The organism is Thermoleptolyngbya oregonensis NK1-22 (assembly GCF_032705245.1).
Lineage (GTDB): Bacteria > Cyanobacteriota > Cyanobacteriia > Elainellales > Elainellaceae > Thermoleptolyngbya > Thermoleptolyngbya sichuanensis.
Genome location: NZ_CP053540.1, coordinates 1,474,143 through 1,495,977, shown reverse-complemented (window position 1 = coordinate 1,495,977; position 21,835 = coordinate 1,474,143). Strand labels below are relative to the sequence as shown.

At 56.3% G+C, this 21,835-nt stretch carries 22 protein-coding genes; 8 read left to right on the top strand and 14 right to left on the bottom strand.

All coding sequences use genetic code 11. From position 1 onward, the window contains the following. Positions 1–79: 79 nt before the first annotated feature. On the bottom strand, positions 80–826 hold the full coding sequence (locus HNI00_RS06420; RefSeq protein ID WP_316791715.1) for a hypothetical protein: 747 nt from the start codon (positions 824–826) through the stop codon (positions 80–82). Between the two features lie 303 nt (positions 827–1,129). On the opposite strand from HNI00_RS06420, the gene HNI00_RS06415 reads away from it, so the two are divergent. After that, positions 1,130–1,522, top strand: a complete 393-nt coding sequence (locus tag HNI00_RS06415; protein ID WP_172359115.1) for a hypothetical protein — start codon at positions 1,130–1,132, stop codon at positions 1,520–1,522. Positions 1,523–1,556: 34 nt separating this feature from the next. Here HNI00_RS06415 and HNI00_RS06410 read toward each other — a convergent pair whose 3' ends face one another. The 3 genes from HNI00_RS06410 to upp form a co-directional block, all read right to left on the bottom strand. Further along, entirely contained in the window at positions 1,557–1,835 is a 279-nt protein-coding gene (locus HNI00_RS06410) for a YggT family protein (RefSeq protein WP_084782466.1), read from the bottom strand. A 219-nt stretch (positions 1,836–2,054) separates the two neighbouring features. Further along, complete coding sequence (locus HNI00_RS06405) at positions 2,055–2,360, bottom strand: ssl2009 family thylakoid membrane protein (RefSeq protein ID WP_068510187.1); 306 nt, start codon at positions 2,358–2,360, stop codon at positions 2,055–2,057. Between the two features lie 138 nt (positions 2,361–2,498). After that, entirely contained in the window at positions 2,499–3,149 is a 651-nt protein-coding gene (gene upp / locus HNI00_RS06400; RefSeq protein WP_316791710.1) for a uracil phosphoribosyltransferase, read from the bottom strand. A 285-nt stretch (positions 3,150–3,434) separates the two neighbouring features. Between upp and HNI00_RS06395 the strand changes: the two genes are divergently transcribed. Both HNI00_RS06395 and HNI00_RS06390 read left to right on the top strand, forming a co-directional pair. Next, a complete protein-coding gene (locus HNI00_RS06395) occupies positions 3,435–3,680 on the top strand; it encodes a hypothetical protein (protein WP_316791708.1) in 246 nt (81 codons plus the stop codon). 146 nt (positions 3,681–3,826) lie between these two features. Beyond that, a complete protein-coding gene (locus HNI00_RS06390) occupies positions 3,827–4,066 on the top strand; it encodes a TIGR02450 family Trp-rich protein (protein WP_068510182.1) in 240 nt (79 codons plus the stop codon). A gap of 10 nt (positions 4,067–4,076) precedes the next feature. Here HNI00_RS06390 and ftsZ read toward each other — a convergent pair whose 3' ends face one another. The 5 genes from ftsZ to HNI00_RS06370 all read right to left on the bottom strand — a co-directional run bounded on the left by ftsZ (position 4,077) and on the right by HNI00_RS06370 (position 8,402). Further along, the gene (ftsZ, locus tag HNI00_RS06385; RefSeq protein WP_316791706.1) at positions 4,077–5,285 is read right to left on the bottom strand and encodes a cell division protein FtsZ; all 1,209 of its coding nucleotides are present in this window, start codon (positions 5,283–5,285) and stop codon (positions 4,077–4,079) included. Positions 5,286–5,911: 626 nt separating this feature from the next. After that, complete coding sequence (locus HNI00_RS06380; RefSeq protein WP_316791703.1) at positions 5,912–6,931, bottom strand: cell division protein FtsQ/DivIB; 1,020 nt, start codon at positions 6,929–6,931, stop codon at positions 5,912–5,914. A 414-nt stretch (positions 6,932–7,345) separates the two neighbouring features. Next, on the bottom strand, positions 7,346–7,765 hold the full coding sequence (locus HNI00_RS06375) for a hypothetical protein (RefSeq protein WP_316791700.1): 420 nt from the start codon (positions 7,763–7,765) through the stop codon (positions 7,346–7,348). Further along, positions 7,762–7,869, bottom strand: a complete 108-nt coding sequence (locus HNI00_RS22075; RefSeq protein WP_420156324.1) for a pentapeptide repeat-containing protein — start codon at positions 7,867–7,869, stop codon at positions 7,762–7,764. The genes HNI00_RS06375 and HNI00_RS22075 overlap by 4 nt, the downstream gene beginning before the upstream one ends. A 23-nt stretch (positions 7,870–7,892) precedes the next feature. Beyond that, the gene (locus HNI00_RS06370; protein WP_316791697.1) at positions 7,893–8,402 is read right to left on the bottom strand and encodes a hypothetical protein; all 510 of its coding nucleotides are present in this window, start codon (positions 8,400–8,402) and stop codon (positions 7,893–7,895) included. Positions 8,403–8,812: 410 nt separating this feature from the next. Here HNI00_RS06370 and HNI00_RS06365 point away from each other — a divergent pair, with 410 nt between their 5' ends. Then, the gene (locus HNI00_RS06365) at positions 8,813–9,829 is read left to right on the top strand and encodes a sulfate/molybdate ABC transporter ATP-binding protein (protein WP_297080252.1); all 1,017 of its coding nucleotides are present in this window, start codon (positions 8,813–8,815) and stop codon (positions 9,827–9,829) included. A gap of 64 nt (positions 9,830–9,893) precedes the next feature. Here the strand turns inward: HNI00_RS06365 and HNI00_RS06360 are convergent, their stop codons facing one another. Further along, positions 9,894–10,313, bottom strand: a complete 420-nt coding sequence (locus HNI00_RS06360) for a hypothetical protein (RefSeq protein ID WP_316791693.1) — start codon at positions 10,311–10,313, stop codon at positions 9,894–9,896. Positions 10,314–10,660: 347 nt separating this feature from the next. On the opposite strand from HNI00_RS06360, the gene HNI00_RS06355 reads away from it, so the two are divergent. Then, the gene (locus HNI00_RS06355) at positions 10,661–12,355 is read left to right on the top strand and encodes an ABC transporter substrate-binding protein (protein ID WP_316791691.1); all 1,695 of its coding nucleotides are present in this window, start codon (positions 10,661–10,663) and stop codon (positions 12,353–12,355) included. Positions 12,356–12,456: 101 nt separating this feature from the next. Here the strand turns inward: HNI00_RS06355 and HNI00_RS06350 are convergent, their stop codons facing one another. Further along, positions 12,457–14,691 carry a PhoX family protein gene (locus tag HNI00_RS06350; protein ID WP_316791688.1) on the bottom strand — a complete coding sequence of 745 codons (2,235 nt, stop codon included), beginning with the start codon at positions 14,689–14,691 and terminating at the stop codon, positions 12,457–12,459. Between the two features lie 903 nt (positions 14,692–15,594). Here HNI00_RS06350 and HNI00_RS06345 point away from each other — a divergent pair. Both HNI00_RS06345 and HNI00_RS06340 read left to right on the top strand, forming a co-directional pair. Beyond that, the gene (locus tag HNI00_RS06345; protein ID WP_420156322.1) at positions 15,595–17,280 is read left to right on the top strand and encodes an ABC1 kinase family protein; all 1,686 of its coding nucleotides are present in this window, start codon (positions 15,595–15,597) and stop codon (positions 17,278–17,280) included. 150 nt (positions 17,281–17,430) lie between these two features. Next, on the top strand, positions 17,431–17,964 hold the full coding sequence (locus HNI00_RS06340) for a hypothetical protein (RefSeq protein ID WP_316791684.1): 534 nt from the start codon (positions 17,431–17,433) through the stop codon (positions 17,962–17,964). A 25-nt stretch (positions 17,965–17,989) separates the two neighbouring features. Here the strand turns inward: HNI00_RS06340 and sixA are convergent, their stop codons facing one another. The 3 genes from sixA to HNI00_RS06325 all read right to left on the bottom strand — a co-directional run bounded on the left by sixA (position 17,990) and on the right by HNI00_RS06325 (position 20,549). Then, the gene (gene sixA, locus HNI00_RS06335; protein ID WP_172358555.1) at positions 17,990–18,487 is read right to left on the bottom strand and encodes a phosphohistidine phosphatase SixA; all 498 of its coding nucleotides are present in this window, start codon (positions 18,485–18,487) and stop codon (positions 17,990–17,992) included. 98 nt (positions 18,488–18,585) lie between these two features. Next, the gene (locus HNI00_RS06330) at positions 18,586–18,882 is read right to left on the bottom strand and encodes a hypothetical protein (RefSeq protein WP_172358556.1); all 297 of its coding nucleotides are present in this window, start codon (positions 18,880–18,882) and stop codon (positions 18,586–18,588) included. Between the two features lie 257 nt (positions 18,883–19,139). After that, positions 19,140–20,549, bottom strand: coding sequence for an aspartate ammonia-lyase (locus HNI00_RS06325; protein WP_316791682.1), 1,410 nt, complete (start codon positions 20,547–20,549; stop codon positions 19,140–19,142). Between the two features lie 249 nt (positions 20,550–20,798). Between HNI00_RS06325 and HNI00_RS06320 the strand changes: the two genes are divergently transcribed. Then, positions 20,799–21,698 (top strand): tetratricopeptide repeat protein, encoded by a 900-nt coding sequence (locus tag HNI00_RS06320; protein WP_316791680.1) that lies wholly within the window; start codon positions 20,799–20,801, stop codon positions 21,696–21,698. Positions 21,699–21,835 lie beyond the last annotated feature (137 nt).

The window sequence follows — 21,835 nt, the reverse complement described above, 5'->3', positions numbered from 1 at the left end:
GGCTTCACAAATCTTTTAGATTTTCTATAACGGGAACGCCTTAAAACAGGAGAATAGGCGGGATTTTCGTCAAACCTGCTCAGAACCGGGATTCTTCCCCAGCCCAGCGCCAGTTATAGCGATTCCACTCATAAATACCCTGAATTTCGTATTCCATGCCGTTGTCAAATCGGACGCAGCAGCTTGCCTGTCGGATTTCGGAAGCCTCTGACGTGCCTGTGGTTTCTGGTTCACTGCTGGCAGATTGGCTGCTGGCAGATTCGCCATTGGCGGATTCTCGCGGGGCTGGTTCATTAACGGAGATAACGGTACAGGGAAACCACTCGCGGCTGCATGGGCCGTCGTCTTGCACCCATTCCCAGAGGCTATTCGCCACTTCGATGCGATCGCCCACCTTCAGCCGCAACGCTGCCTCTGCATAGGCCGCCAAATGCACAGGACGCACCTGTTCTAACCAATTCAGCCCAAACTGATCGCGGACAAACTGCACCGGGCCAGAATCATTTCCCCGCAGCCAGTCATTGAGCAACTGCGCCTTCCAAGATCGCCCACTGGCTTGAGCTTCCTGCACATAGTCCAAAAACGCCCGCCGCTGATCTATCGTGAGCGCATCCAGCGGATTGTTCAGGCTATCCTCTGGCTTGTCCCTTGGCTTGTCCCTATCAGAGACAGCGGAGTAGGACGTAGACCATGCCTCTCCGTTGTCTAACTGTTGCGCTACAAGCTGCAACAACAGGCTCTGCTGTTCCAAACTCAGAGGATAGCCTTCGGCATCACAGGCATCGAAAGCGACCCTCAAAGCAGCTTCAATCTCGGCAGGGGTCATGCGCGGTTCACTCTGCTTCGCAACCGTTAACTCTGCAAGTTAACTTTGCATTATGCCACTACAGTTGTAGGGATCTGTAGGGTCATGCAGGGATCTGTAGGGTCATCTGCGAAGTCATCTAGAAAAATAGGCTGGCTAACCCCCTGTGCCCCCAGATTCAGGTACGCTGAGGGTAGCAATTTTTCCATGTCTACTCCCCAGATTTCGACCTGGATTCTGCTACTGTCTACGCTACTCCCTGCAATGATGAACTGGTTTAACTTCCGCCTCCAGCGCGTTTTCGTCATTTTCCTGGCGGTCTGTATGGCGATCGCCCCTTGGTTCTACGCACCCACAGCCCTAGCGCTCGTGCAGATTCGGCTATTTGACCTGTCCTATCAAGTCTGCCCAGAAGAACTGGGCGAAGGCGCTGTCACCCCCGGCGGCACGAGTATGCCCGCGAGTTGCTACATCATCACGGGCAAAGCCGAAAATCCAACCAACAAGGACATCTACAACGCCGACATTTTCGGTCGTATTTACGATGCCAACGATAATCCGGTGATGCAAAACCGGACTCGACTGGGATCGATCGACGAAGTTCCGCCCGGGGTCAGCGATTTTGAACTCCGCATCAGCGTGTCCGAAAACCAGCCCACGCCGCTAAAGCTGGAGCAGTTCAAGGCAGCAGGATTTGCAGGGACTGTCCGCCGATAGCCCCTTGGGTCACCGTTTAGAAGGCTTAGAAGGCTTAGAAGGCAGCATAGGCGGCGCTTTCCAGAAAGCGTCCTAAAAATTGCAGGAGAAAAATTGCCAAGATCGGCGAAAAATCGAAGCCTCCCAGCGGCGGAATCACGCGACGAAAGATGTTGAGGTAGGGGTCGGTGATTTGGCTGAGGGCGGCGAAGGGCTGGCTATACCAGTTGACGCTGGGAAACCAAGTAAGCAGGATGCGGATAATCAGGATTGTCGTGTAGATCGAAATGAAGGTGGAGAGGGACTGGGCAACCAGCATAGTAGAACCACTCATGGGCGTTTGGATGAATAATGGCGAACTAAACTCACGAACTAAACTCATTTAACACTCAGTTTAACCTACACGACCTGGAAGCCAGCGGGCGCTTGACGACTTCCAGGATTTCTACAGGATGAGGCTAGTTTGAATGAGGCTTTAAGGGGGCTTTTCAGAGATGGGACTTTCAGAGATGGGACTTTCAGAGATGGGCTTTTCACAAGCTTTCCAAGGGGGCTAGTAAGGGCGATCGCCCCGCACCCGTTCCATCCCTTCGACCCGGTTGCCGCCGTTCACCCCGCCCAACTGCTGGCGCACGTCATCGATTGCGTCGTTGAGCTGAGCAATTTTGTCCTCTAGCCCCCGACGAGAGTCCTCGCTGTTTTGCTCAGACAGGGGCAAATGACGGTCTCCCTTTTTGCTCTCTAGCGAGTCTTGCCGCGAGAGGCGGGGGGCAACCAGCACGCCCAGCACGCCGCCCACTACGCCGCCCACAATTGCGCCGACCCAAAACCCGCCAAAGAAGTTATCTTGCTGACTCATACCCTTTCTCTCCGCGATCGCCACGAGCGGTTATTTCAGATACCCTTTAGTCTACCGTTAAGTCGATTCGTAGGCGTGTGATTGCTCAGTGGGTTTCTCAAGTCCCCGTCTCAAGTGCCCCGTCTCAAGTGCCCGTCCTCAAGTGCCAAACGTGCGATCGCCCGCATCGCCCAGCCCCGGCACAATGTAGCCCCGATCGTTCAGCCCTTCGTCAATAGCCGCCGTGAAGATTGACAGCGCCGGGAAGTCTGCCCCCAGCAGTTGCAGGGCTTGGGGAGCCGCCACCACCGCCACAATCCGAATCAGCGCTGGGTCAACTCCCCGCTCCACCAGCAGCTTCAGCAGCGAATGACTAGAGCCACCCGTGGCCAGCATTGGGTCTGTCACCAGCACCCGCGTCCCCGGCGGCATCTGTTCTGGTAGCTTGTTCAGGTAGCAACTGGCTTCCAGGGTTTCCTCATTTCGCACCAGCCCCACATGATAAATCGAGGCCAGCGGCAGCAGCGCCTGCGCCCCATCCAGCAGCGCCAGACCCGCCCGCAAAATCGGCACCACCACAATCGGCACCTCTGGGTCAATAAACGTAGCAGGGCAGGAAGCCAGAGGCGTTTGCACTTCGCTTTCAGTAGTGGGCAGCCAGTCGCGGGTGGCTTCGTAGGTTAGCCAGCGCCCCAACTCGGTCATAGCGCTACGAAACAGAACCGTAGGCGTGGATTCGTCGCGGGCAACCGAGAGCCAGTGCTTGATGAGCGGATGGGAGGGGACGTAAACGCGGAGGGTCAGGGACATGGGGGGTTGGGGGTTAGAGTTGTATCGATTTTGGATCAGGACTTACGCACTTGCGATAGGCTCTTTGGGTTCTGGACGATTTCTCGCGGGCTGCGCCCGCGAGAAATCGTCCAACTGCGTAAGTCCTATGAATTTTGGATTGGCGATTTTAGATTGGCAATCCTGGCGATCTGAGGCTTGGTCTGGCTTCTAGTTTTGACTTTCAGGTATTTACGGAAGAGGGGGTTTACGGAAGAAGGGGCGATCGCAGCGCCTTGGTGTAGGTTTGCTCATCGGTCAGGTGCAATGCTGGCAGCAGGGTACAGGCGGTTTACATTTAGCGGTTTACATTTAAAAGAGCAGCTAAAAGAACAGCAGAAAGAGCGTGACCGATGGTTCAAAAAGCTCCGAAACGAAGTATTCCTGATCGGCTTGCTTGATTTCATCGGTCGGATCGAAAGGGATGCAAGTCTGCAATCTGGATTATCATATCAACGTTTTTTCACAGAAATTGCGCCACACAATTGCTTTGGACGGCTACTTGGGGTGTGAGATCCATTCTCCGAGGCGAAGCAGGGAGTAAAGCGGCGGGTAAAGCGGCGAATAAAGCGGCGAATAAAATTACTGGAAGCCTGTAGACGCTCGACGGGCAATCTAAAATTGCAAATCCAAAATCGAGATCGACATGGGAGGTGACCATGCCCAAAAAGCAAAAGTTTCCCCATTTAGTAGGGTCTAAGTGGACTTCGCTGCAAACCACTTGGGGTTGGCGACATTTTCAGGTGGTCAACCGCAAGAATGAAGGCGAGTGGGTGTTTGCGGAAATGGTGGCATCGTGTGATCCCAGCGTGCGGTTTTGGATTAATGCAAAACAGCTTAAGGAGCGATCGCTCTGGCAGGCAGGCTGGCGATCGCTCCAGGAACAGTCCATTGAGTGAACCCAAAAACCTAGCGGGTCGGCGGACGACGACGCTGTAGAAATTCGGGAATATCCAGCCCCGGTCGCAGGCGCGGATCGGCGGAGGGCGTGGTGGGCATCGTGCCGATGGGTGGAGCAGTGACCGTGCGCTTGAGCGGAGCCACCCGGCTAGACTGCAATGCCGCCACTTCCCCTGGCGCGAAGCCCGTCGCGATAACCGTAATCTGAACTTCTCCCTGGAGGCGATCGTCAATCACCGCGCCAAAGATGATGTTGGCATTGGGATCAACCGCTTCGTAGATGATTTCGGCCGCCGCATTCACCTCATGCAGCGTCAGGTCAGAGCCGCCGCGAATATTGAACACCACGCCGCGTGCGCCATCGATGGAGGACTCTAGCAGGGGCGACGAAATGGCGGCCGTGGCTGCTTCCCGCGCCCGCGACTTGCCTGTGCCGATGCCGATGCCCATCAGGGCAGACCCTGCATCGGCCATCACTGCCCGCACGTCTGCAAAGTCCACATTCACCAGACCGGGAATGGTGATGATGTCGGAAATGCCCTGAACGCCTTGGCGCAGGATGTCGTCTGCTACACGAAAGGCATCTTGTACAGGCGTTTCGGCTGAGATGACGGTTAAAAGTTTGTCGTTGGGGATGACGATGAGCGTGTCTACCCGACTTTGCAGCGCCCCGATGCCCTCTTCTGCCTGGGAGGTGCGGCGCTTGCCCTCAAAGGTAAAGGGGCGAGTCACTACGCCGACCGTCAGAGCGCCGACTTCCTTCGCGACTTCCGCCACGATGGGAGCCGCGCCCGTGCCCGTGCCGCCGCCCATGCCTGCGGTGATAAATACAAGGTCAGCGCCTTCCAGCGCGGTGGCGATTTCATCCCGCGATTCTTCGGCAGCCTTTTCACCCACTGGCGGGTGTCCGCCTGCCCCCAGCCCGCGGGTCAGCTTTTTGCCAACCTGGAGGCGATTCGGCGTGGCGGCATTGGTCAACGCCTGAGCATCCGTGTTGACCGACCAAAACTCGACTCCAGAGACTTGGCTGGCAATCATGCGATTAATCGCGTTGCAGCCGCCTCCCCCTACGCCAATGACCTTAATCCGGGCCAGGCTGCTCGGCACGATGTCGCTATATCCAGAGTCGTCTGAGAGGGACGGTTTCGTGTCGTGGCTCTGGTTTAGATGAAGCCCAGAGTTCGCGCCTGCATTGGCAAAAGGGTTCGCATTATTCATTGGTCAAAAAAGTGGCTTAATTCGTTAACCAGGCAGGAAAGCCCAGGCGTTATATTTACATCAATACTACACGCGCAGTCCGCATCCACATCTCCAAATTCCACCTTTGATGGCAATTCTCTAACGTTCGCTAACGCAAAGAGGCTACGGAGCAGTGGAAATGCCTGATGCAGCCTCAGGCTCGGCGGAGTTGGACATTTAGTTTGAACGGTCAACTTGAACGATCACCTTGGACGGTTCATTGGAACGGTTCATTTGGAACGATTCACTGGAACGGTCGATTAAAACTATCAACTTGGACACGACCCATATTGACCGGGACTGGGGGTGGGTCTATGAGCAGTGGCTCTGGTCATTCGAGAGCGATCGCAGAACACCCAGATTATTCATGATGGAAACCCAAACCAGTCAAACGCTCAAACCCAGTGGAAATTAGAGCCAATCGCTATCGGCGTTCTATTAGCGTGATCCATTAGCGTGATCCAAGAGATTTCTAGACGATTTCTCAGGGAGGAATGTGAGGTCTAATTCTAACTAAATATAGTGCAACTTGATTGGAAAACAAACGAAAGTTCTTGGGTGACAGCGTTGAGCCGATTCGAACCGACAGGGGCGGGGCGCTGGCTCTACCAAGCGGCGGGTGGGGCGATCGCCGGATCGGAAATCGCGTCAGGACTGGTCGGAGCGGTCAATCGTCCTGTCTCAGCGTTTGACCCGTCCCCAGTCTCTTGATCCCAGCCAGCCTCCTCGTCGGGATTGGATGATGACGTGCTGGGGAAGCGCATATCTCGCGTTTGGATAAGGGGCTTGTCGGGATTTTGCAGATCAATATAGACGACCTGGCTGAGATCGAGCTTGGTGGGCAGTTGTCGAAGCTGGTCGAGGGCGCGGAGTTGGGCCGGGAAGCGAGAACTGTAGCCGCCCAGGTGAACCGATCCCAGTTCGGTAGTGAGGATAAGGTTGGACGGGTTGCTCCAGTTGATTTCCTGAATGGCGATCGCCCCTGGAGTCTGCTGCTGGTGCTGGCTCAGATCTCGATAGAAGCTGGCCCATTCCGGCTGCTGTTCAGCGCGAAAGCCGACGACCCGCAACGTAGGCAGCGTTAGCCCCGCCTCTAGCGCAGTGTATTCATCCATCGGCACAAGGAAACCTGTGGCATCCAGCAGTCCAGTGCTGGGCGGGGGGCTGGGCGCGTTCGCGGTGGAATCCTTGGGGATGGCAGTATCGTGTCCGGCAATCGGCGGTGACAGAATGGCGATCGCCACGGGATCGCGCTCCTGTACGGCAAGCGTCAGGCTGGGCGGAAACAGGTGGCGCGTCACCGATGCCTGAGCAATAATGCCCTGGGACTCTAGCTGGCGGGCGATCGCCTCGGAGCTAAGCTGCCATAGCGCTTTGGGATAGTCAATCTCCAGCATCGACTTCACCGTATCGTCCGACAGCAGCCGATTCCCTTCCACCTCTACCTGCTGGGGCGACGCGATAACCCAGGCAGGATGCCTCAGCAGCCACACCGCACCGCCCGCCATGCCCACCACCATCGACAGCCGCCAGATTCCCTGCAACGCCCGCCAGCGCCGCTGTTGCCGCAGCCGCCTGCGCCGATTGGCTAGCTCTGTCCGTGAGACTGAAACAATATCCGCCATGAATCTTAGTCGTGAACCCCTGCCACTTAATTCACTTAAACTTAATTCACTTAAACTTAATTCACTGAACTTGAGGCTTGCCGATGAAGACAGATTCCAGGCAAAGCCCCGCTGCTTGGGCGCATCCCAGTTATGCAAGTTTGCCCTCATCCCCCAACCCCTTCTCCCAAACAGGGAGAAGGGGAGCCGGATTGGAAGTCCCTCTCCCGCTTTGGGAGAGGGATTTAGGGTGAGGGTTACAAAAGTGGATACACCCCGCCGCTTTCCCTGGTATATCCTGTTTTTGCAAAATTGCCACAGGATCTCAAGACGAGATTAAGGCTTTATGGAGACTATTCTGAGCAGCACATTCGTCTCAGCGCATTTGCCTAAGAGGATGGGTCAGCGCCAGCCAGGGTAGGCGAGTGCGCTGGATTATTGCTCCAGCAGGGTTTGCTGATGGCGCTGGAGGAACCGTCCCCATTCCACAGCCAGGGACAAATCGGTAAAGGGAATGGCGACTGTGCCGTTGGGCAATTCCAGGGCGATCGCCAGGGTTCGTCCCGTTTCGGGGGGCGCATCCAGCGGCAGGATTTTGTCATCAACTTGGAGGGCGATCGCCCTCACGTCGCTCAGCTTCACCGTTTGCAGCGCCACGGGTCCCTGGCGCGTCGGCTTGCCCCACACCAGTTCGTCGCCCCGCTGCCCCAGCGCTGCCAGAATGTCATACTTTGCTCGCTCAAACTGAGCCGCCCACTGGCGGTAGGCTTCCAGTTTTTGATACTCATTCCAGCCGGCCCACGCCAGCCAACAAAACACCGCCAGCAGCGGCAGCCACAGCAATCCTCTTGTCATGGGTTGGTTTGAGAAAATGCCGAAAACGTCGCCCCAGAAAACGCCGCCCCAGAAAACATCGCCTCAGAAAACGCCGCCCTAGAAAACGCCGCCCCAGACTGAATCGTGGGGCGATCGCCCTTGGACGCTATCGGGGCAAATCGGGACAGATAAACTCGTCCTCCAGCGCACTCAGCGTCACTTCCTGCGTGTCTCCACTGCGAACCAGGGTTTGCCGCAGTCTCAAGGTCGTGTTCGTCAGTTCCAAGATTTCGGCAGTCAGGGCAACCTGTCCATTCTCGCTCACCCGCAGCACATTCGGCGCGTCTTTATCAATCGTCCAGCCCGACAGAGCATAGGTTTCGACACAGGAGGTCTGCAAAAAGGTGCCGTTTGCCAGAAATACATAGATGCTGCCTGGTGCGGGTTCTGACGGAGCTTGCGTCATCCGCCACACCCGACTAAACAAAACTGTCAGATCCTGCCCCGACGCAGCAGCGGTCGTCAGGCTGGAGTCCGATGAAGCGGCAGGTTGATCCTCCGCAGCGGCCACTTCGGGCACACGGGCTGTATTCGTTGGATCAGCCCCACCTGAGCAACTCGCCAACCCTACCAACAGCGCAGCAGACGCAATTCCCCCCAAAGGAATCCGTCGCACAATCTTTATTTAATCCGTTCATTTTTAATCCGTTCATTCGATTCTCCCCAAAATTTTTTCAGGCTTTCCCTAGACGGTTTTTCATCGAGAAAAGTTCATATAGTCTACCGAACCGTTGCGCTGGGATCGCACTCTAAAATCGTTGCAGTCTTTCGGAGAGTGCTGTAATCTACAGAAAGTACATCTGAAAACCGGACTTTCATCCGTCTTTCATCCGTCATTGAGTGTTGAGTTGAGGCGTGTTGAGTTGAGGCGTGTTGAGTTGAGGCGTGTTGAGTTGAGCATTGAGTTACGTTCACCGAAGCACCGTTTGGGGTGATATTCTGACGAGTCGTGGGGCGATCGCCCAGCGTCCTTACCCTACCACCCGGCTGCACTCCGCTTCACCAGTTCTTGGGGATTTCTGAACAATGGGGATTGTTGTTGAAAACGTATCAAAGTGCTTTGGCAGCTTTTGCGCGGTCGATCAGGTCAGCTTGGAGATCAAGACGGGATCGCTGGTGGCGCTGCTGGGGCCGTCGGGGTCTGGGAAATCCACGCTACTGCGGCTGATTTCAGGATTGGAAATGCCCGATACGGGGCGCATCTTGCTAACGGGCAAAGATGCCACCTATGCCAGCGTACAGGACCGCAACATCGGCTTTGTGTTTCAGCACTACGCCCTGTTCAAGCACATGACGGTGCGGAAAAATATTGCCTTTGGGCTAGAACTCCAAAAAGTCTCCAAAGACAAGGTGAAAAAGCGGGTTGAGGAACTGCTGGATCTGGTGCAGTTAAACGGGCTGGGCGATCGCTACCCATCTCAGCTTTCGGGCGGGCAGCGGCAGCGCGTGGCCCTAGCCCGGGCCCTGGCGGTGGAACCCAAGGTGCTGTTGCTTGATGAGCCTTTTGGGGCGCTGGATGCCAAGGTGCGGAAAGATCTGCGGGCGTGGCTGCGGCGGCTCCACGACGAGGTTCACGTCACCACGGTCTTTGTCACACACGACCAGGAAGAGGCAATGGAAGTCTCTGATGAAATCGTGGTCATGAATCAGGGACGGGTAGAGCAGATGGGCACGCCTGCGGAAATCTACGACCATCCCGCCAGCGCTTTTGTAATGAGCTTTATCGGCCCGGTGAACGTGCTGCCCAGCACCTCCCACATTTTTCAGGGCAACGGCTTCGACTCGCCCCATCCAGAAGTGTTTCTGCGCCCGCAGGACGTGATGGTGGAGGTGCAGCCCAATGGCACGACGGTTCCCGCCCGCGTCAGCCGGATTATTCATCTGGGCTGGGAGATTCAGGCAGAACTGACGCTGGACGACGGGCAAGTGCTGACGGCCCACCTGACGCGCGATCGCTTCGATGAGCTACAGCTTCAGCCCAACCAGCGCGTCTACGTCAAACCCAAGGATGCCAAGGCATTTCCCTTGTATTACTCGATTTAGCCTGGGGTCTAAACCTTTACGCTCACGGGAGATCGGCGGAACGTTCGCCCTGAACCCAGGGGTCCTAAAGCTGAAACTGAAACCCGGCCTCCGTTAGCACAGGCGGCAAGGTCAGCGGTTGGTCGGAGCGGAAGCCAGAAAAACCCTGGGTGAACTGGGCAGCATTCTGCCAGACTGACAGACTCATGTTGGGCGTATCAGCTAAGCTTCCACGATTTGAGAACAACGTGGGGCGCTGACTCAGGTATAGCGGAAACGATGAGGAAACATTACCACGCAGGTCGGCCAGCATCGATGATGTAGCTGGTGAAAGAGCCTCGGTTGCGCGATCGCCCGTCATGCCTATCACCACCGCATCTGCCCAACCCGCCACCACCTGCGAAACGGAGCGGGGCTGGGGATGAGCATTGACCGCCGTGATCGTATATCCTGCCACCGAAAACAGCAGGAAAGCCTTCGCCAAAGCCAAATCCGCCTCAGTCATACCTTCAGACTCCTGTTAAACCCCGTCTAAATTTTGGTCTAAAACTCTGTGAATCTACGGAGTATCCTCAGCAAATCATAAGTGCCAGAAATCCGCAATATTACTGAGACAGGGTTTATTTTTGCTTGATGAAACGAGGCAAAGACGGGCAAAACCAGATCGTTGCAGGGTGTGGATCGAAGGGGCGATCGCCCTACCCTCCAAATTCACCCTCAAATTCATTCTCAAGCTCTGACTGCTGCCCCAAGAAGACAGGTGGTGTATTACAGTTTTAATGCGATCGGCTTTAATGCAATTGGCGGCTCGCTAGGCGGGCTTGCTGAAAGAGTAGAGAGATTTAGGACGCAATGGGACGCATGATAAAGGGATTGGTAAAACGGGGTCGCGGGCAATGGGCAATGCCAGGGCGGGGCACGATGCGAATCGCCCAATTTGCCGCACTATTTTGTCTGTGCGTGGCGCTCATTGTCGGCTGCGGTGGCTCTCAGACGGGCAACGCACCCGCTCCCGACGCAACAGGGACGACGGGTTCTACGTCCGGTGGCCGCATCGCAATGGGCACAACGCAAAAGATCGAAACCCTCGATCCCGCCGATGCCTACACGATTTTCGGCGGCATTTTGCTGTATAACCTGGGCGATCGCCTCTACACCTACGAACCAGGCACCACCGACATCGTGCCCCAGCTTGCTACCGAAATGCCCACCGTCAGCGATGACGGGCTGACCTACGTCATCCCTCTGCGCCAGGGCGTAAAGCTGCACGACGGCACCGACTTCAACGCCGAAGTGATGAAATTCTCCATCGATCGCTTCATGCAAAATGGCGGCGGCCCGTCCTTCCTGTTGTCCGATCAGGTCGAGTCTGTCATCGCCAGCGGCGACTATGAACTCACCATCAAGCTCAAGTCGCCTTTTGCAGCCTTTCCCGCCCTGCTCACCTTCTGGGGTGTCACGCCCGTCCCCCCCAGCAGCTATGAAATTGGAGAAGGCAAATTCAAACCCGATAGCTTCATCGGCAGCGGCCCCTACAAAGTGGCCTCGCTTACACCCGACTCCATCAAGCTGGACGTAAACCCCGATTACTGGGGCGAAAAGCCCGCCAACGACGGCATCGACATCCAGATCTACGCCAGCCCCGCTAACCTCTACAACACCTTCCGCACCAAAGGGCTGGATGTCGCCTACCAAACGCTTGATCCCGAACAAATTACCAGCCTCAAGCGGGAAACCAGCAGCGGCGGCTGGAAGGTGATCGAAGCGGGCACGACCGTCGTTAACTACATGACGCTGAATCAGAAGGTGGAGCCGACCAATGATCTGAACGTGCGGAAGGCGATCGCCGCCATGATCGACCGCAACCTAATCAACGAGCGCGTCTTTCAAGGTCAGGCCGCCCCGCTCTACACCATCATTCCTCCTGCCTTTGAAGATTCTGTCCCCGTATTCAAAGCGGCCTACGGCGACGGCAACTTTGACAAAGCCCGCGAGTTCCTCACCGCCGCTGGCTATTCCGAGGCAAATCCGCTGAACTTTGAGGTCTGGTATCCCTCTGCCTCTACCATTCGCGCCAACGTTGCTAACACCATGAAGCAGTCCATCGAGCGCGGTCTGCCCGGCCTCGTCACCGTCACCGTCAACAGCGCCGAACGCGCTACCTTATCCCAGGGCGTGGACAACGGGCTATACCAAACAGTGCTGCTGAACTGGTATCCCGACTTCTTTGATCCCGACAACTTTGTACATCCGTTCCTAAGTTGCGACCAGGGTTCTCCCGAAACCCTCTGCCAGAGAGGGGCCAGCCAGGGCAATGGCTCTTTCTACTACAGCCCCAAGGCCAACGAACTCATCACCAAGCAACGGGCTGAGCAAGACCCCGCTGCCCGCGCCAAGATGTTCAAAGACCTGCAAACCCTGCTGGTCGAAGATGTGCCCTACATTCCCCTGTGGCAGAACAAGGACTACATCTTCGTGCAAAATACGGTCAAAGGCGCGGCCATTCAGCCCACCCAGCAGTTCTTCTTCTGGCAAATGAGTAAGTAAGCGCTGAGCATAAAAAACACCCCCCACCTTAACAGAGTTTCAACAAAGTCAGGGTGAGGGGTCGTTCTGATCATTCAAGCCAACTCAAGCCAGCTCAAGTCCTACACAAGCGGTGCGCCATTGGTGCGGCGAACCGCAATCACGCTGGGCTTGGGCGGGTCGTTGGGCCGCTTGCCGGGCCAGTTAGAGCCGATGGGCACTTCGCGCTCTTGCATGAACTCCTTGCCGTCGGTCGTCCGCATGGCAAACTTCCGAACCTCAGACTTCATGTTTTCCCGCACGCCGCTGTATTCCCCAGGATGCTGTACGGACAGGAAGAGCGTTGTCTGATCTTTGCTCAGGAACGGTCCTGTGGTTTCACAATCCATCGGGCCATAGCCAAACATGAAGGCTTCACCCGCATTGGGGCCAGAGGTCGGAATGTACCAGATGGAGTTGTTGCCGTACAGGCCACGCAGGTTAGACTGGCTCACTTTAGAACCGTCCGACTTGATCCGGCTCGACACCTCGAGGTTGTGCTTGTCGGTGGACATATCCGTCACCATCCAAATGTTGCCCTTGGCATCGATCTCCAAGTTGTCGGGGTTGGCAAAGCCAAGGCCGCCATCCGCAGGCTCACCACCCAGCGCCAGCATTTCCCAGCGGAAGGTCATGGCAGCGGGGTCGTTGTTGGTTTCCACCAGCTTCATGATCCAGCCGTATTCCCACTGAGATTCGCCCGTGGGAGCCTTGAACACCTCTTTGTGTGGGCTGCCATCGCTGCTGCTGGAGGAACCAGAGGTAAAGGCAATAAACAGAGAACCATCGGGAGCAATGTCCGTATCTTCGGGACGAGCCGTACAGGTTGCCCCGGCTGCGTTGGCGGCGAAGTGCGCGTCGATCAGGATTGCGCCCTGCTTCTCGGCTGCATTGCCCGTGTAGAGGTCACCCAGTGTTCTGAACTGAGATTTGAAGGTGGCGATCGCCGCATCATCCGTCACTCTGACCACACCCCCCTCAGGACGCTTCGGCAGGGTGATCATGCCGCCAACGTGGGCGCTAGGCAGATCTGGATTCACGGGCGTATCCGCTTTCAGCGCGATCCAGCTACCAGTTCCATCGGGGTTGAACTTGGCAGCGTAGAGCATTCCATCTTCCAGCAGACGAGAGTTTGCCTTGCTCTTGGGATCGCGCACCGTGCCAGCGCTGACGAACTTATAGAGGTGTCCACTGCGGCGATCGCAGCCAGAATAGACACACAGCTTCTTGCCCGCCTCAGCCCGAATGCCAAAGCCCTCATGACGATAGCGGCCCAGCCAGGTGTGCTTGGTGCCAAAATCATTCGGATTGGCGGGGTCAATCTCTACCAGCCAACCGTACTTATTGCCCTGATAGCCCAGCACGTTACCCTGGCCAGCAATGTCTTCGATTTCGCCCTCGGCGGTCACCCACTGGAACGGGGTGTTGCTATGGGGGAAGGAAGTGCCGTCAGCGTATACAGGTTCCGGAACTTCGCCCTGGAAGTTTTCTTCGCTAACAAACGCCGTGCCCCACGGGGTCGTGCCGCCAGAGCAGTTCTGGTGAGTGCCAATGATCTTGTCGCCCAGCCCGTCGATAAAGCCCTGGCCGCTGGTCTTTTTGAAGATGACCGTTGCGGGGCCCGTTGCCTTGAGATAGCGACCATCCTCCAGCCCCGAAATCCCGGTAATCCGGCGATCGGCGCGAGAGTAGGTGCGCTCCCACACGCCGTTGGCGTTCTTCCGCACCGAGATCACGGATACGCCCGCGTCATATTGGGCTGCTTTGGAGATGGCGTAAATCTTCTGGCGCAGCGGGTCATTGCTGGGCAGGGACGAGGCATCGATTTTGCCATCGGGAGCCGCCATTGCAGCCGCCTTCACATCAGCAAACGGCAGGTCTACACCAATCACCTGCTTGTAGGTCTGCGCCCAGGGCTTGGCGCTAATGTACTCGTGGTTGACAACCAGAAAGCCTTCGTTCGGCGCAGTTTCAATCAGCGAGAGATAGTCGTTGTTATAGCCAAAGTGATCCTTCTCGCCCACCTTGTCGCCCCAAGAGGCAATGATGTCGTAGGTGTAGCCAGGAGGCAGCACCATATCATCCTTGACAGCGAAGGTGCTGTATTGGGAGATCTGGTTCGTCAGCGAAACGCCGTCCGTTTCGACAGGCATGGGCCCCTTAACCGGGGTAAAGGGGAGCGTTGCCGTCTGCGCTGAGGCGGGCGTACCTTCCAGCGCGGGAGACAGCTTTTGCCCATTTTGCACCAAGGGTTGCAGCGCCAGAGAGCCAGCACTTGCACCCATAAACATCAGAAAGTGTCTGCGTTTGAGACTCATATTTCAGTAGTGTTCTCTCAAAAAGTGCGTTGGATCGTCAGGGTTGTTTGTATGCTCAGCCTCGCCTGCTCCATCGCGCCCCTTCCAAGACAAGTTAGAGCCATCAAACTAGAGCCATCAAGTCAAGTCCAGCTAGTCAGAAATCAATCAGAAATCAGTATGAGCTTGGGACACAAGCGAACCAGGCTAGGGCGCGTTGGATGAGGAGAAACTGAGGAAATAACTGACACAGCTTAAAAATCTACAGAGTTTGGATTAAGAGTCTGTAATCCCTTCGTTAAGGCTTTGGATCAAATACCTTTGAAAAATCTAGAGATTTAGCCCGGCGCTGGCTCGCCCTAGGCGGGTTAGGGTTTGGTTAAGAGCTTTGCCAGGAGGCATAGAGGGCGATCGCCCTTCTTGGTGAAGCTTAGTCTAAGGGCGATCGCCCTCTCCCAGGGTTGATCCCACGCCTCGCAGATTTATTAAGAAATATGTATCCTGTTTGAAATTCTTTACATCTACGCTGCAAGGTTTAACATTCGCTTAACGCAGCGTGAAGTGCTGAGAATAGCAGGTTTCGGAAGTACAGATCGATAACATCTATTTAACGTATTGGAATAAAATATTCAGAAAGTTTACTGAGATGGGCGATCGCCATTTCATTCGATGTAGTTTCTTATACGATGGTAAATAGAGCAGCCTTAGATGCTCTATCGGGAATCCTAATCCCGAACCATCTCAAACCCGCCCAGACCTGCCTGAGTGCTACCGTTGGGAAGTTGGGGTTTTCCACTTCCCCCCTGCGACCTCACACCCAAACCCTGTTGCTGGCAGGCAATGGCAGGTTTTGAGTCGCACTCCTTTGGTTTGAGAGGATACGCAAGCGTGAGTCAGCCTTCTCGTCAACCTTCTCTGGGTCAGATGCGGCGCTACGACCCAGAGGCGATCGCCCAACATTACCGCACTCGCCCTTGGCAGTCCCTTTGGCGGGCTGTTTCCATTGTCTGGATGTTTGCCGGGTTTCTTCTGGGTCTGCAAATAGACCAGTGGCGTGGACAGGCTGGGGAGCATCAACCCCGGCGTGCTGCCCAGCTTCGCCACATTTTGACCCGCCTCGGCCCCACCTTTATCAAAGTTGGACAGGCCCTCTCGACTCGCCCTGACCTGATCCGCAAAGACTTCCTGGATGAACTGGTCAAGCTGCAAGACAAGCTGCCGCCGTTTTCCAACGACATCGCCTTTAGCATTATTGAATCTGAGCTAGAGCGCCCGGTTTCCGAGCTGTATCAAGAGATCTCGTCAGAACCTGTCGCCGCCGCCAGCCTCGGCCAGGTTTACAAGGCCAAACTTTATACAGGCGAAACCGTTGCAGTAAAAGTGCAGCGTCCCCGCCTGATGCCCGTAATCACGCTGGATCTGTACCTGATGCGCTGGGCCGCCAGTTGGATGGAGCCGTTTCTGCCGCTGAATCTGGGGCACGATCTGACGCTGATTGTGGATGAATTTGGCACGAAGCTGTTTGAGGAAATCGACTACCTCAACGAAGGGCGCAACGCCGAAGCCTTTGCCGCCAATTTTCAGGACGATCCTACGGTCAAAGTGCCCTCAATTTACTGGCGTTATAGCAGCCAGCATGTGCTGACGCTGGAGTGGATCGACGGCTGCAAGCTCAACGACGAGGCGGGGCTATGCGCCATGAGCCTTGACCCCGACGCTGTAATCAAAATCGGGGTTACGTCGGGTCTGCGCCAATTGCTGGAGTTTGGCTTTTTCCATGCCGACCCCCACCCCGGCAACCTGTTTGCCATGGCCGATGGGCGGATGGCCTATATCGACTTTGGCATGATGGATCAGTTGGATCAGTCCACTAAGGAAACGCTGGTGGATTCCGTGGTGCATCTCATCAACGAAGACTATACAGAGATGGCGCGGGACTTTGTGAAGCTGGGGTTCCTCACGCCTGATACTGACATCCGCCCGATTATTCCGGCGCTGCAAGCGGTGTTTCAAAACGCCGTCGGCGCAAGCGTGGGCAACTTTAACTTTAGAACCGTCACCGACGAGTTTTCGGCGCTGATGTACGAGTATCCGTTCCGGCTACCTGCCAAGTTTGCGCTGATTATCCGATCGCTGATTACCCAAGAAGGGCTGGCTCTCAGCCTCAATCCCGATTTCAAGATTGTGGAAGTGGCCTATCCCTACGTGGCACAGCGTTTGCTGAAGGGAGAAACGCCTGCCCTGCGCCGCCGCCTGCTCGAAGTTCTGTTCAAAGACGGCAAGCTGAACTGGAAGCGGCTGGAAAACCTGATTGCGATCGCCCGCAGTGACAACAACTTTGACCTGCTGCCCACCGCCCAACTGGGTCTGCAATATCTCATGTCGGATGAAGGCGCGTTTCTTCGCCGCGAAATCATCCTCGCCCTCACAGAAGACGATCGCCTCCACACCGACGACGTGCAGCGCCTCTGGGAACTGGTAAAACACGACTTCCAGCCGGGTCGCTTGGTCAGCGCCGCCTGGGGGGCGATCGCCAGAGAAACGAGCGATCGCGCTGCGGCTCTGCTGCCTTCTGTCGCCACGCTGCTGGTGCCTCGCCCAGAAGAGTAGACCCTGGAACAGGGGTTTTCAATCAGCCTGGTTGAAAGATTAACTTGGTGGAACCATCAAAAGTTTGCGTCTGATTCCAGCGGCTTTGGTTCGCTTGTATTATGCTGGGGATTGCCTGAGAAACTCGATTCTGGCAATTTCGGCAGATCTATGCAAGAGACAAGGCAAAAAACCAGCGCAGCTCGTCATGGCGCTAGCTCTGAAATCGCTCGGCGGCTTTCGGTGGCGGAACTGAGCCAGCGAATCCTGGACATGGGCAAAACGGGGGTCTACCGAGCTTCTCTCTTTGAGGCGCTGGGGCCCGTGGCAACGCAGCGGCAAATTCGAGCGGCGATCGCCCATGCCAAGCATTTTGGGCTACATTCGGTTCCCAGCCTGCGCGATGCCGAATTGGGCACGTATTATCAGCTAGATCTGGCGAAATATCAGTCGCTCCAGCACTTGGTAGCAGCCTCTGCGCCGCTGACCGCCGAGGGTGATGTGATCGCTAAATATACGCACGCCACAGAAACCATCGCCACAATGCTGAATCTGGGGCGTGGGCTAGGCATTGTGCTGGCGGGCGCGGGCGGGGTGTGCGTGTTTTTGGGAAAGCCGCAGGTGAGCTTCGGGCTGCTGAGCGGGGCGCTGAGCTTGGGGCTGCTGTGGCTGCTGCAAGGGGCGATCGCCCGCCGACAGTCCTAGTCAGACCCCGCTGCGATAGAGTCCACTAAATCAAAAATCGCGGCGGCGTTAGCCAGAAAATCTGACTATTGCCCACGGGCGTTCCGCTCTGGGGCACCAGCAGCCCCACCACACCCGCCTTCTTGAAAACGACATGGTGCTTCACATCGCCCCACACTAGGCGTTCCGTCCATTCACTCAGACAGGGTTCGTGCCCCACCAGCGCCAGCGTCTTGGCTCCCGTCTGCCGCCACTGGTCAAACCAGGGCAGCCAGTCGAGCAGCGACCCATCAAACGCGAGATGGCGCGACGCTTCAAGCGACTGACTCAGCCCTGCCGCACAGAGAATCTCCGCCGTCTGCCGCGCCCGCACCAGCGGACTGGTCAGCACATGGTCAAACCGAATGTCCAGCTTGTGCAGCCGATCGGCCACCTGCCGGGTTTTGCGCTGACCTTCTTCGGTCAGCGGGCGTTCGTCGTCGTTGGCGTAGCTGCCATGCTCGCCCGCCAGTCCGTGACGAATCAGGTAGAGTTCGAGGGTCATGAAGGGGAAGAACCAAGCGACAGGGGAACAGAAATGACGGGGGTGACGAAGGCGGCAGAGTGTCGAATATTGGCAACTCCATCACCGCATTCAACCCGCTATCGAGAACGATTGAGAGCCGTCACGCGCTCCGCGTTGGAGAAGACATCTTCGCCCTGAAGCTGGGACAGAGCAGGTTTCATCTCCATTTTCAGCACGTTGTCTACGTTGATGAACACGGTTTGCTCTGGCAGGTTGACGATCCACCAGTCTTTTTTCAGCAGATGGCGCACTTCGAGTTGGGTGGTTTGGTGCGTGCCATCGCTTTCAATTGGGGCATACAGGTTGAAGGATTCGCTGGTGCCGTTGACGTAGTGAAACGTGAGCTGGGTGTAGAGGGATTCTTGATATTCCATGACCTTCCAGTAGTGGGGATGCGGGTGTGCGCGGGCGTTCGGTGAATCTGCGTCTGCGAAAGGCGCGAATGCTTCAATATTGCGATGGTTTCTGGGAAATGGGTACGCGATTTTAAGGAATCTTCTCAAGACTTTAGGTGAGCGATCGCCCGCCCGGTTTTCCTGGCAAGACTAAAAATTCGTCCATTTCCCACAGCTACTTCCCACTGCTAATTCCCACTGCTACTTTCTACTACTTCCCACTCTAATTCCCACTGCTACCCTTCAGTCTGAGCCGGGGTCATGGCGCTCATTTGCTCCAGATTGAGGACGTTCGCCAGGTCTGCCTCGCTCATCAATCCCTTCTCCAGCACGATTTGCCGCAGGGACTTGCCGGTTTCTAGCGATTCTTTGGCCACCGCTGCTGCGTTGAGATAGCCGATGTGCGGGTTGAGCGCCGTTACCAGGGCAAGGCTGCCTTCGGCATACTGCCGACAGCGATCGCCATTCACCACGATGCCCTTCAGCCCCTTGTCCGTCAGCGCGGCGATCGCATTTCCCAAGATTTCAATGCTCTGGATCAGGCTGTAGGCAATCATCGGCATCATCACGTTCAGTTCAAGCTGTCCTGCCTGGGCGGCCAGGGCGATCGCCGCGTCGTAGCCCATCACCTGAAAACAGACCTGGGAAATCATCTCCGCCATCACGGGGTTGTATTTCCCCGGCATGATGGAGGAACCGGGCTGCACAGGCGGAAGCTGGATTTCCTTGAACCCCGTCTTGGGGCCAGAATCCATCAGCCGCAGGTCGTGGGAAATCTTCACCAAGTCTTGGGCCAGGTTGCGAATTGCGCCGGAAACTGCCACAAAGGGAGCCATACTCTGCATAGCCGCCATCAGATGCGGGGCAGAGGTGAGCGGCTTGTCGATCAGCGTAGAGAGAATCTCTGCCGCCCGGAAGCGATATCTGGGATGCGTGTTCATGCCTGTGCCCGCCGCGCTGCCGCCCAGCCCCAACACGGTCAGGTCTTTTTCGGCAAACTGGAGCCGCGCTAGATGATCCGCCAAGATCTGCGCCCACGCGCCAAAGGTGTCGCCCATGCGAACCGGGACGGCATCTTGCAGATGCGTCCGACCGGATTTCACCACGTCTTGGTATTCCCCGGCCTTTGCCTGGAGCGCGGCGATCGCCCCCTTCAGGGCAGGATACAGCGTCCGCTCCAGCGCCAGCAGCCCGCCGATGCGAATGGCGGTCGGAATCACATCATTGGTCGATTGCCCATAGTTGACGTGATCATTCGGGCTGACGCGGCTGTAATTGCCCTTTTCATCGCCCAAAATTTCTAGCGCCCGATTGGCCAACACTTCGTTCACGTTCATGTGGTGCGACGTGCCCGCGCCCGCCTGATACACATCCACCACAAACTGATCTCGCAGGCTGCCCGCCAGAATCTCGTCTGCTGCCTGCACAATCGCCCGACTGAGGTCTTCAGAAATGCAGCCCAGTTCTCCATTGGCGATCGCTGTTGCTTTTTTAATCAGCAGGCAAGCATCGACATAGGTTGGCAATGGCTTTAGCCCGCTGATGGGGAAATTTTCGACCGCCCGCAGGGTTTGAATCCCGTAATACACCGCATTGGGAATCTGCTTTTCTCCCATCGAGTCGCGCTCTATCCGAAAATCCGCCATATCACCCGTCGTTTCACGTAATTTCCCGCTATGAAACCCCTATTCAACCTGGGCATACTAGCTTTCAGAAGGGTGCATGGCGAGATTGGGACTTCATCATTATGAATGAAACGCTCCGGGAAACTAAACGCCCATCTCACGGGATGTTGATAAATGGCTAGTTCTGCATTCTCGATTACCTTAGAGAAAGCAGGGTTTTTGCTTTTTCATTCGCTTCTCTGCCAGGTGGCGCGATGACTGAGTGGTGCTATGAGTCAGACAAAAGAGAGTCAGACAAAAGATCAGATTGATTACATTCAAGACCGAGTGCAAGACCCAGAGATTCCAGATCAGGCTCAAGAGCATACACAAGATTTAAACACCTGGCTCGACCAGGGCATGGCACTCTACGGGGTTGGCCGGTATGAGGGTGCAGTAGCTCGATTTGACCGATTATTGCAACAACAGCCCGACCATCCGGAGGCGTGGATGAAGCGGGGCTTTGCGCTGCACGCGCTGGAGTATGACGAAGAGGCGATCGCCAGCTTTGAGCGGGCCCTGAAGCTCAAGCCCAAAAACGCGCTGGCCTGGCACGGCAAAGGCATTGCGCTGGCCCGGCTGGAGCGCTACGAAGAGGCGATCGCCAGTTTTGACAAAGCGGTGAAGTTTGACCCCGCCGATGCCAAGGCCTGGTATAACCGGGGCTACGCCCAAAATCGGCTGTATCGCTATCGAGAGGCGATCGCCAGTTTTGACAAAGTGGTAGAACTGCGCCCCAACAACTACCGCGCCTGGTATAACCGGGGTCTGGCCCTGGGGGCGCTGCGCCGCTACGAGGAAGCACTGACCAGCCTGGAGACGGCGGTGACCATTAAGCCCACCTGCCATTATGCCTGGAGCTATCGCGGTATTATTCTGGTCAAGCTGGAGCGGTTTGAAGAGGCGATCGCCAGTTTCGACCAATCGCTGCAATGCAAAGACGACAATCCCGAAGCCTGGTATGGCAAAGCCTGCGCCCGCAGCCTCCAGGGCGATCTGGAGCGCACCCTGAGAAATCTGCATCGCGCCGTGGTTCTCAGCCCCAATCTCTACCGCGTGATGGCGCAGACGGATACCAGCTTTGACAATGTGCGCCATAGTCCGGAGTTTCAGGCACTCCTGGGCGATTGAGGCGGGACAAGCGGGACAACCGAGGAAACCGAGGAAACCGAGGAAACCGAGATCAGGTCGCTTGGAACTGATCTTGGGAACTGATCATCGAGATTTTATCCACAGGTATTGGACGCGATCTGCGGCGGCTCCTCTCA

Coding starts and splice junctions, on each gene's coding strand:
- HNI00_RS06420 (WP_316791715.1), bottom strand. CDS start 826: ATGACCCCTGCCGAGATTGAAGCTGCTTTGAGGGTCGCTTTCGATGCC.
- HNI00_RS06415 (WP_172359115.1), top strand. CDS start 1,130: ATGGCGATCGCCCCTTGGTTCTACGCACCCACAGCCCTAGCGCTCGTG.
- HNI00_RS06410 (WP_084782466.1), bottom strand. CDS start 1,835: ATGAGTGGTTCTACTATGCTGGTTGCCCAGTCCCTCTCCACCTTCATT.
- HNI00_RS06405 (WP_068510187.1), bottom strand. CDS start 2,360: ATGAGTCAGCAAGATAACTTCTTTGGCGGGTTTTGGGTCGGCGCAATT.
- upp (WP_316791710.1), bottom strand. CDS start 3,149: ATGTCCCTGACCCTCCGCGTTTACGTCCCCTCCCATCCGCTCATCAAG.
- HNI00_RS06395 (WP_316791708.1), top strand. CDS start 3,435: ATGCTGGCAGCAGGGTACAGGCGGTTTACATTTAGCGGTTTACATTTA.
- HNI00_RS06390 (WP_068510182.1), top strand. CDS start 3,827: ATGCCCAAAAAGCAAAAGTTTCCCCATTTAGTAGGGTCTAAGTGGACT.
- ftsZ (WP_316791706.1), bottom strand. CDS start 5,285: ATGAATAATGCGAACCCTTTTGCCAATGCAGGCGCGAACTCTGGGCTT.
- HNI00_RS06380 (WP_316791703.1), bottom strand. CDS start 6,931: ATGGCGGATATTGTTTCAGTCTCACGGACAGAGCTAGCCAATCGGCGC.
- HNI00_RS06375 (WP_316791700.1), bottom strand. CDS start 7,765: ATGACAAGAGGATTGCTGTGGCTGCCGCTGCTGGCGGTGTTTTGTTGG.
- HNI00_RS06365 (WP_297080252.1), top strand. CDS start 8,813: ATGGGGATTGTTGTTGAAAACGTATCAAAGTGCTTTGGCAGCTTTTGC.
- HNI00_RS06360 (WP_316791693.1), bottom strand. CDS start 10,313: ATGACTGAGGCGGATTTGGCTTTGGCGAAGGCTTTCCTGCTGTTTTCG.
- HNI00_RS06355 (WP_316791691.1), top strand. CDS start 10,661: ATGGGACGCATGATAAAGGGATTGGTAAAACGGGGTCGCGGGCAATGG.
- HNI00_RS06350 (WP_316791688.1), bottom strand. CDS start 14,691: ATGAGTCTCAAACGCAGACACTTTCTGATGTTTATGGGTGCAAGTGCT.
- HNI00_RS06345 (WP_420156322.1), top strand. CDS start 15,595: ATGCGGCGCTACGACCCAGAGGCGATCGCCCAACATTACCGCACTCGC.
- HNI00_RS06340 (WP_316791684.1), top strand. CDS start 17,431: ATGCAAGAGACAAGGCAAAAAACCAGCGCAGCTCGTCATGGCGCTAGC.
- sixA (WP_172358555.1), bottom strand. CDS start 18,487: ATGACCCTCGAACTCTACCTGATTCGTCACGGACTGGCGGGCGAGCAT.
- HNI00_RS06330 (WP_172358556.1), bottom strand. CDS start 18,882: ATGGAATATCAAGAATCCCTCTACACCCAGCTCACGTTTCACTACGTC.
- HNI00_RS06325 (WP_316791682.1), bottom strand. CDS start 20,549: ATGGCGGATTTTCGGATAGAGCGCGACTCGATGGGAGAAAAGCAGATT.
- HNI00_RS06320 (WP_316791680.1), top strand. CDS start 20,799: ATGAGTCAGACAAAAGAGAGTCAGACAAAAGATCAGATTGATTACATT.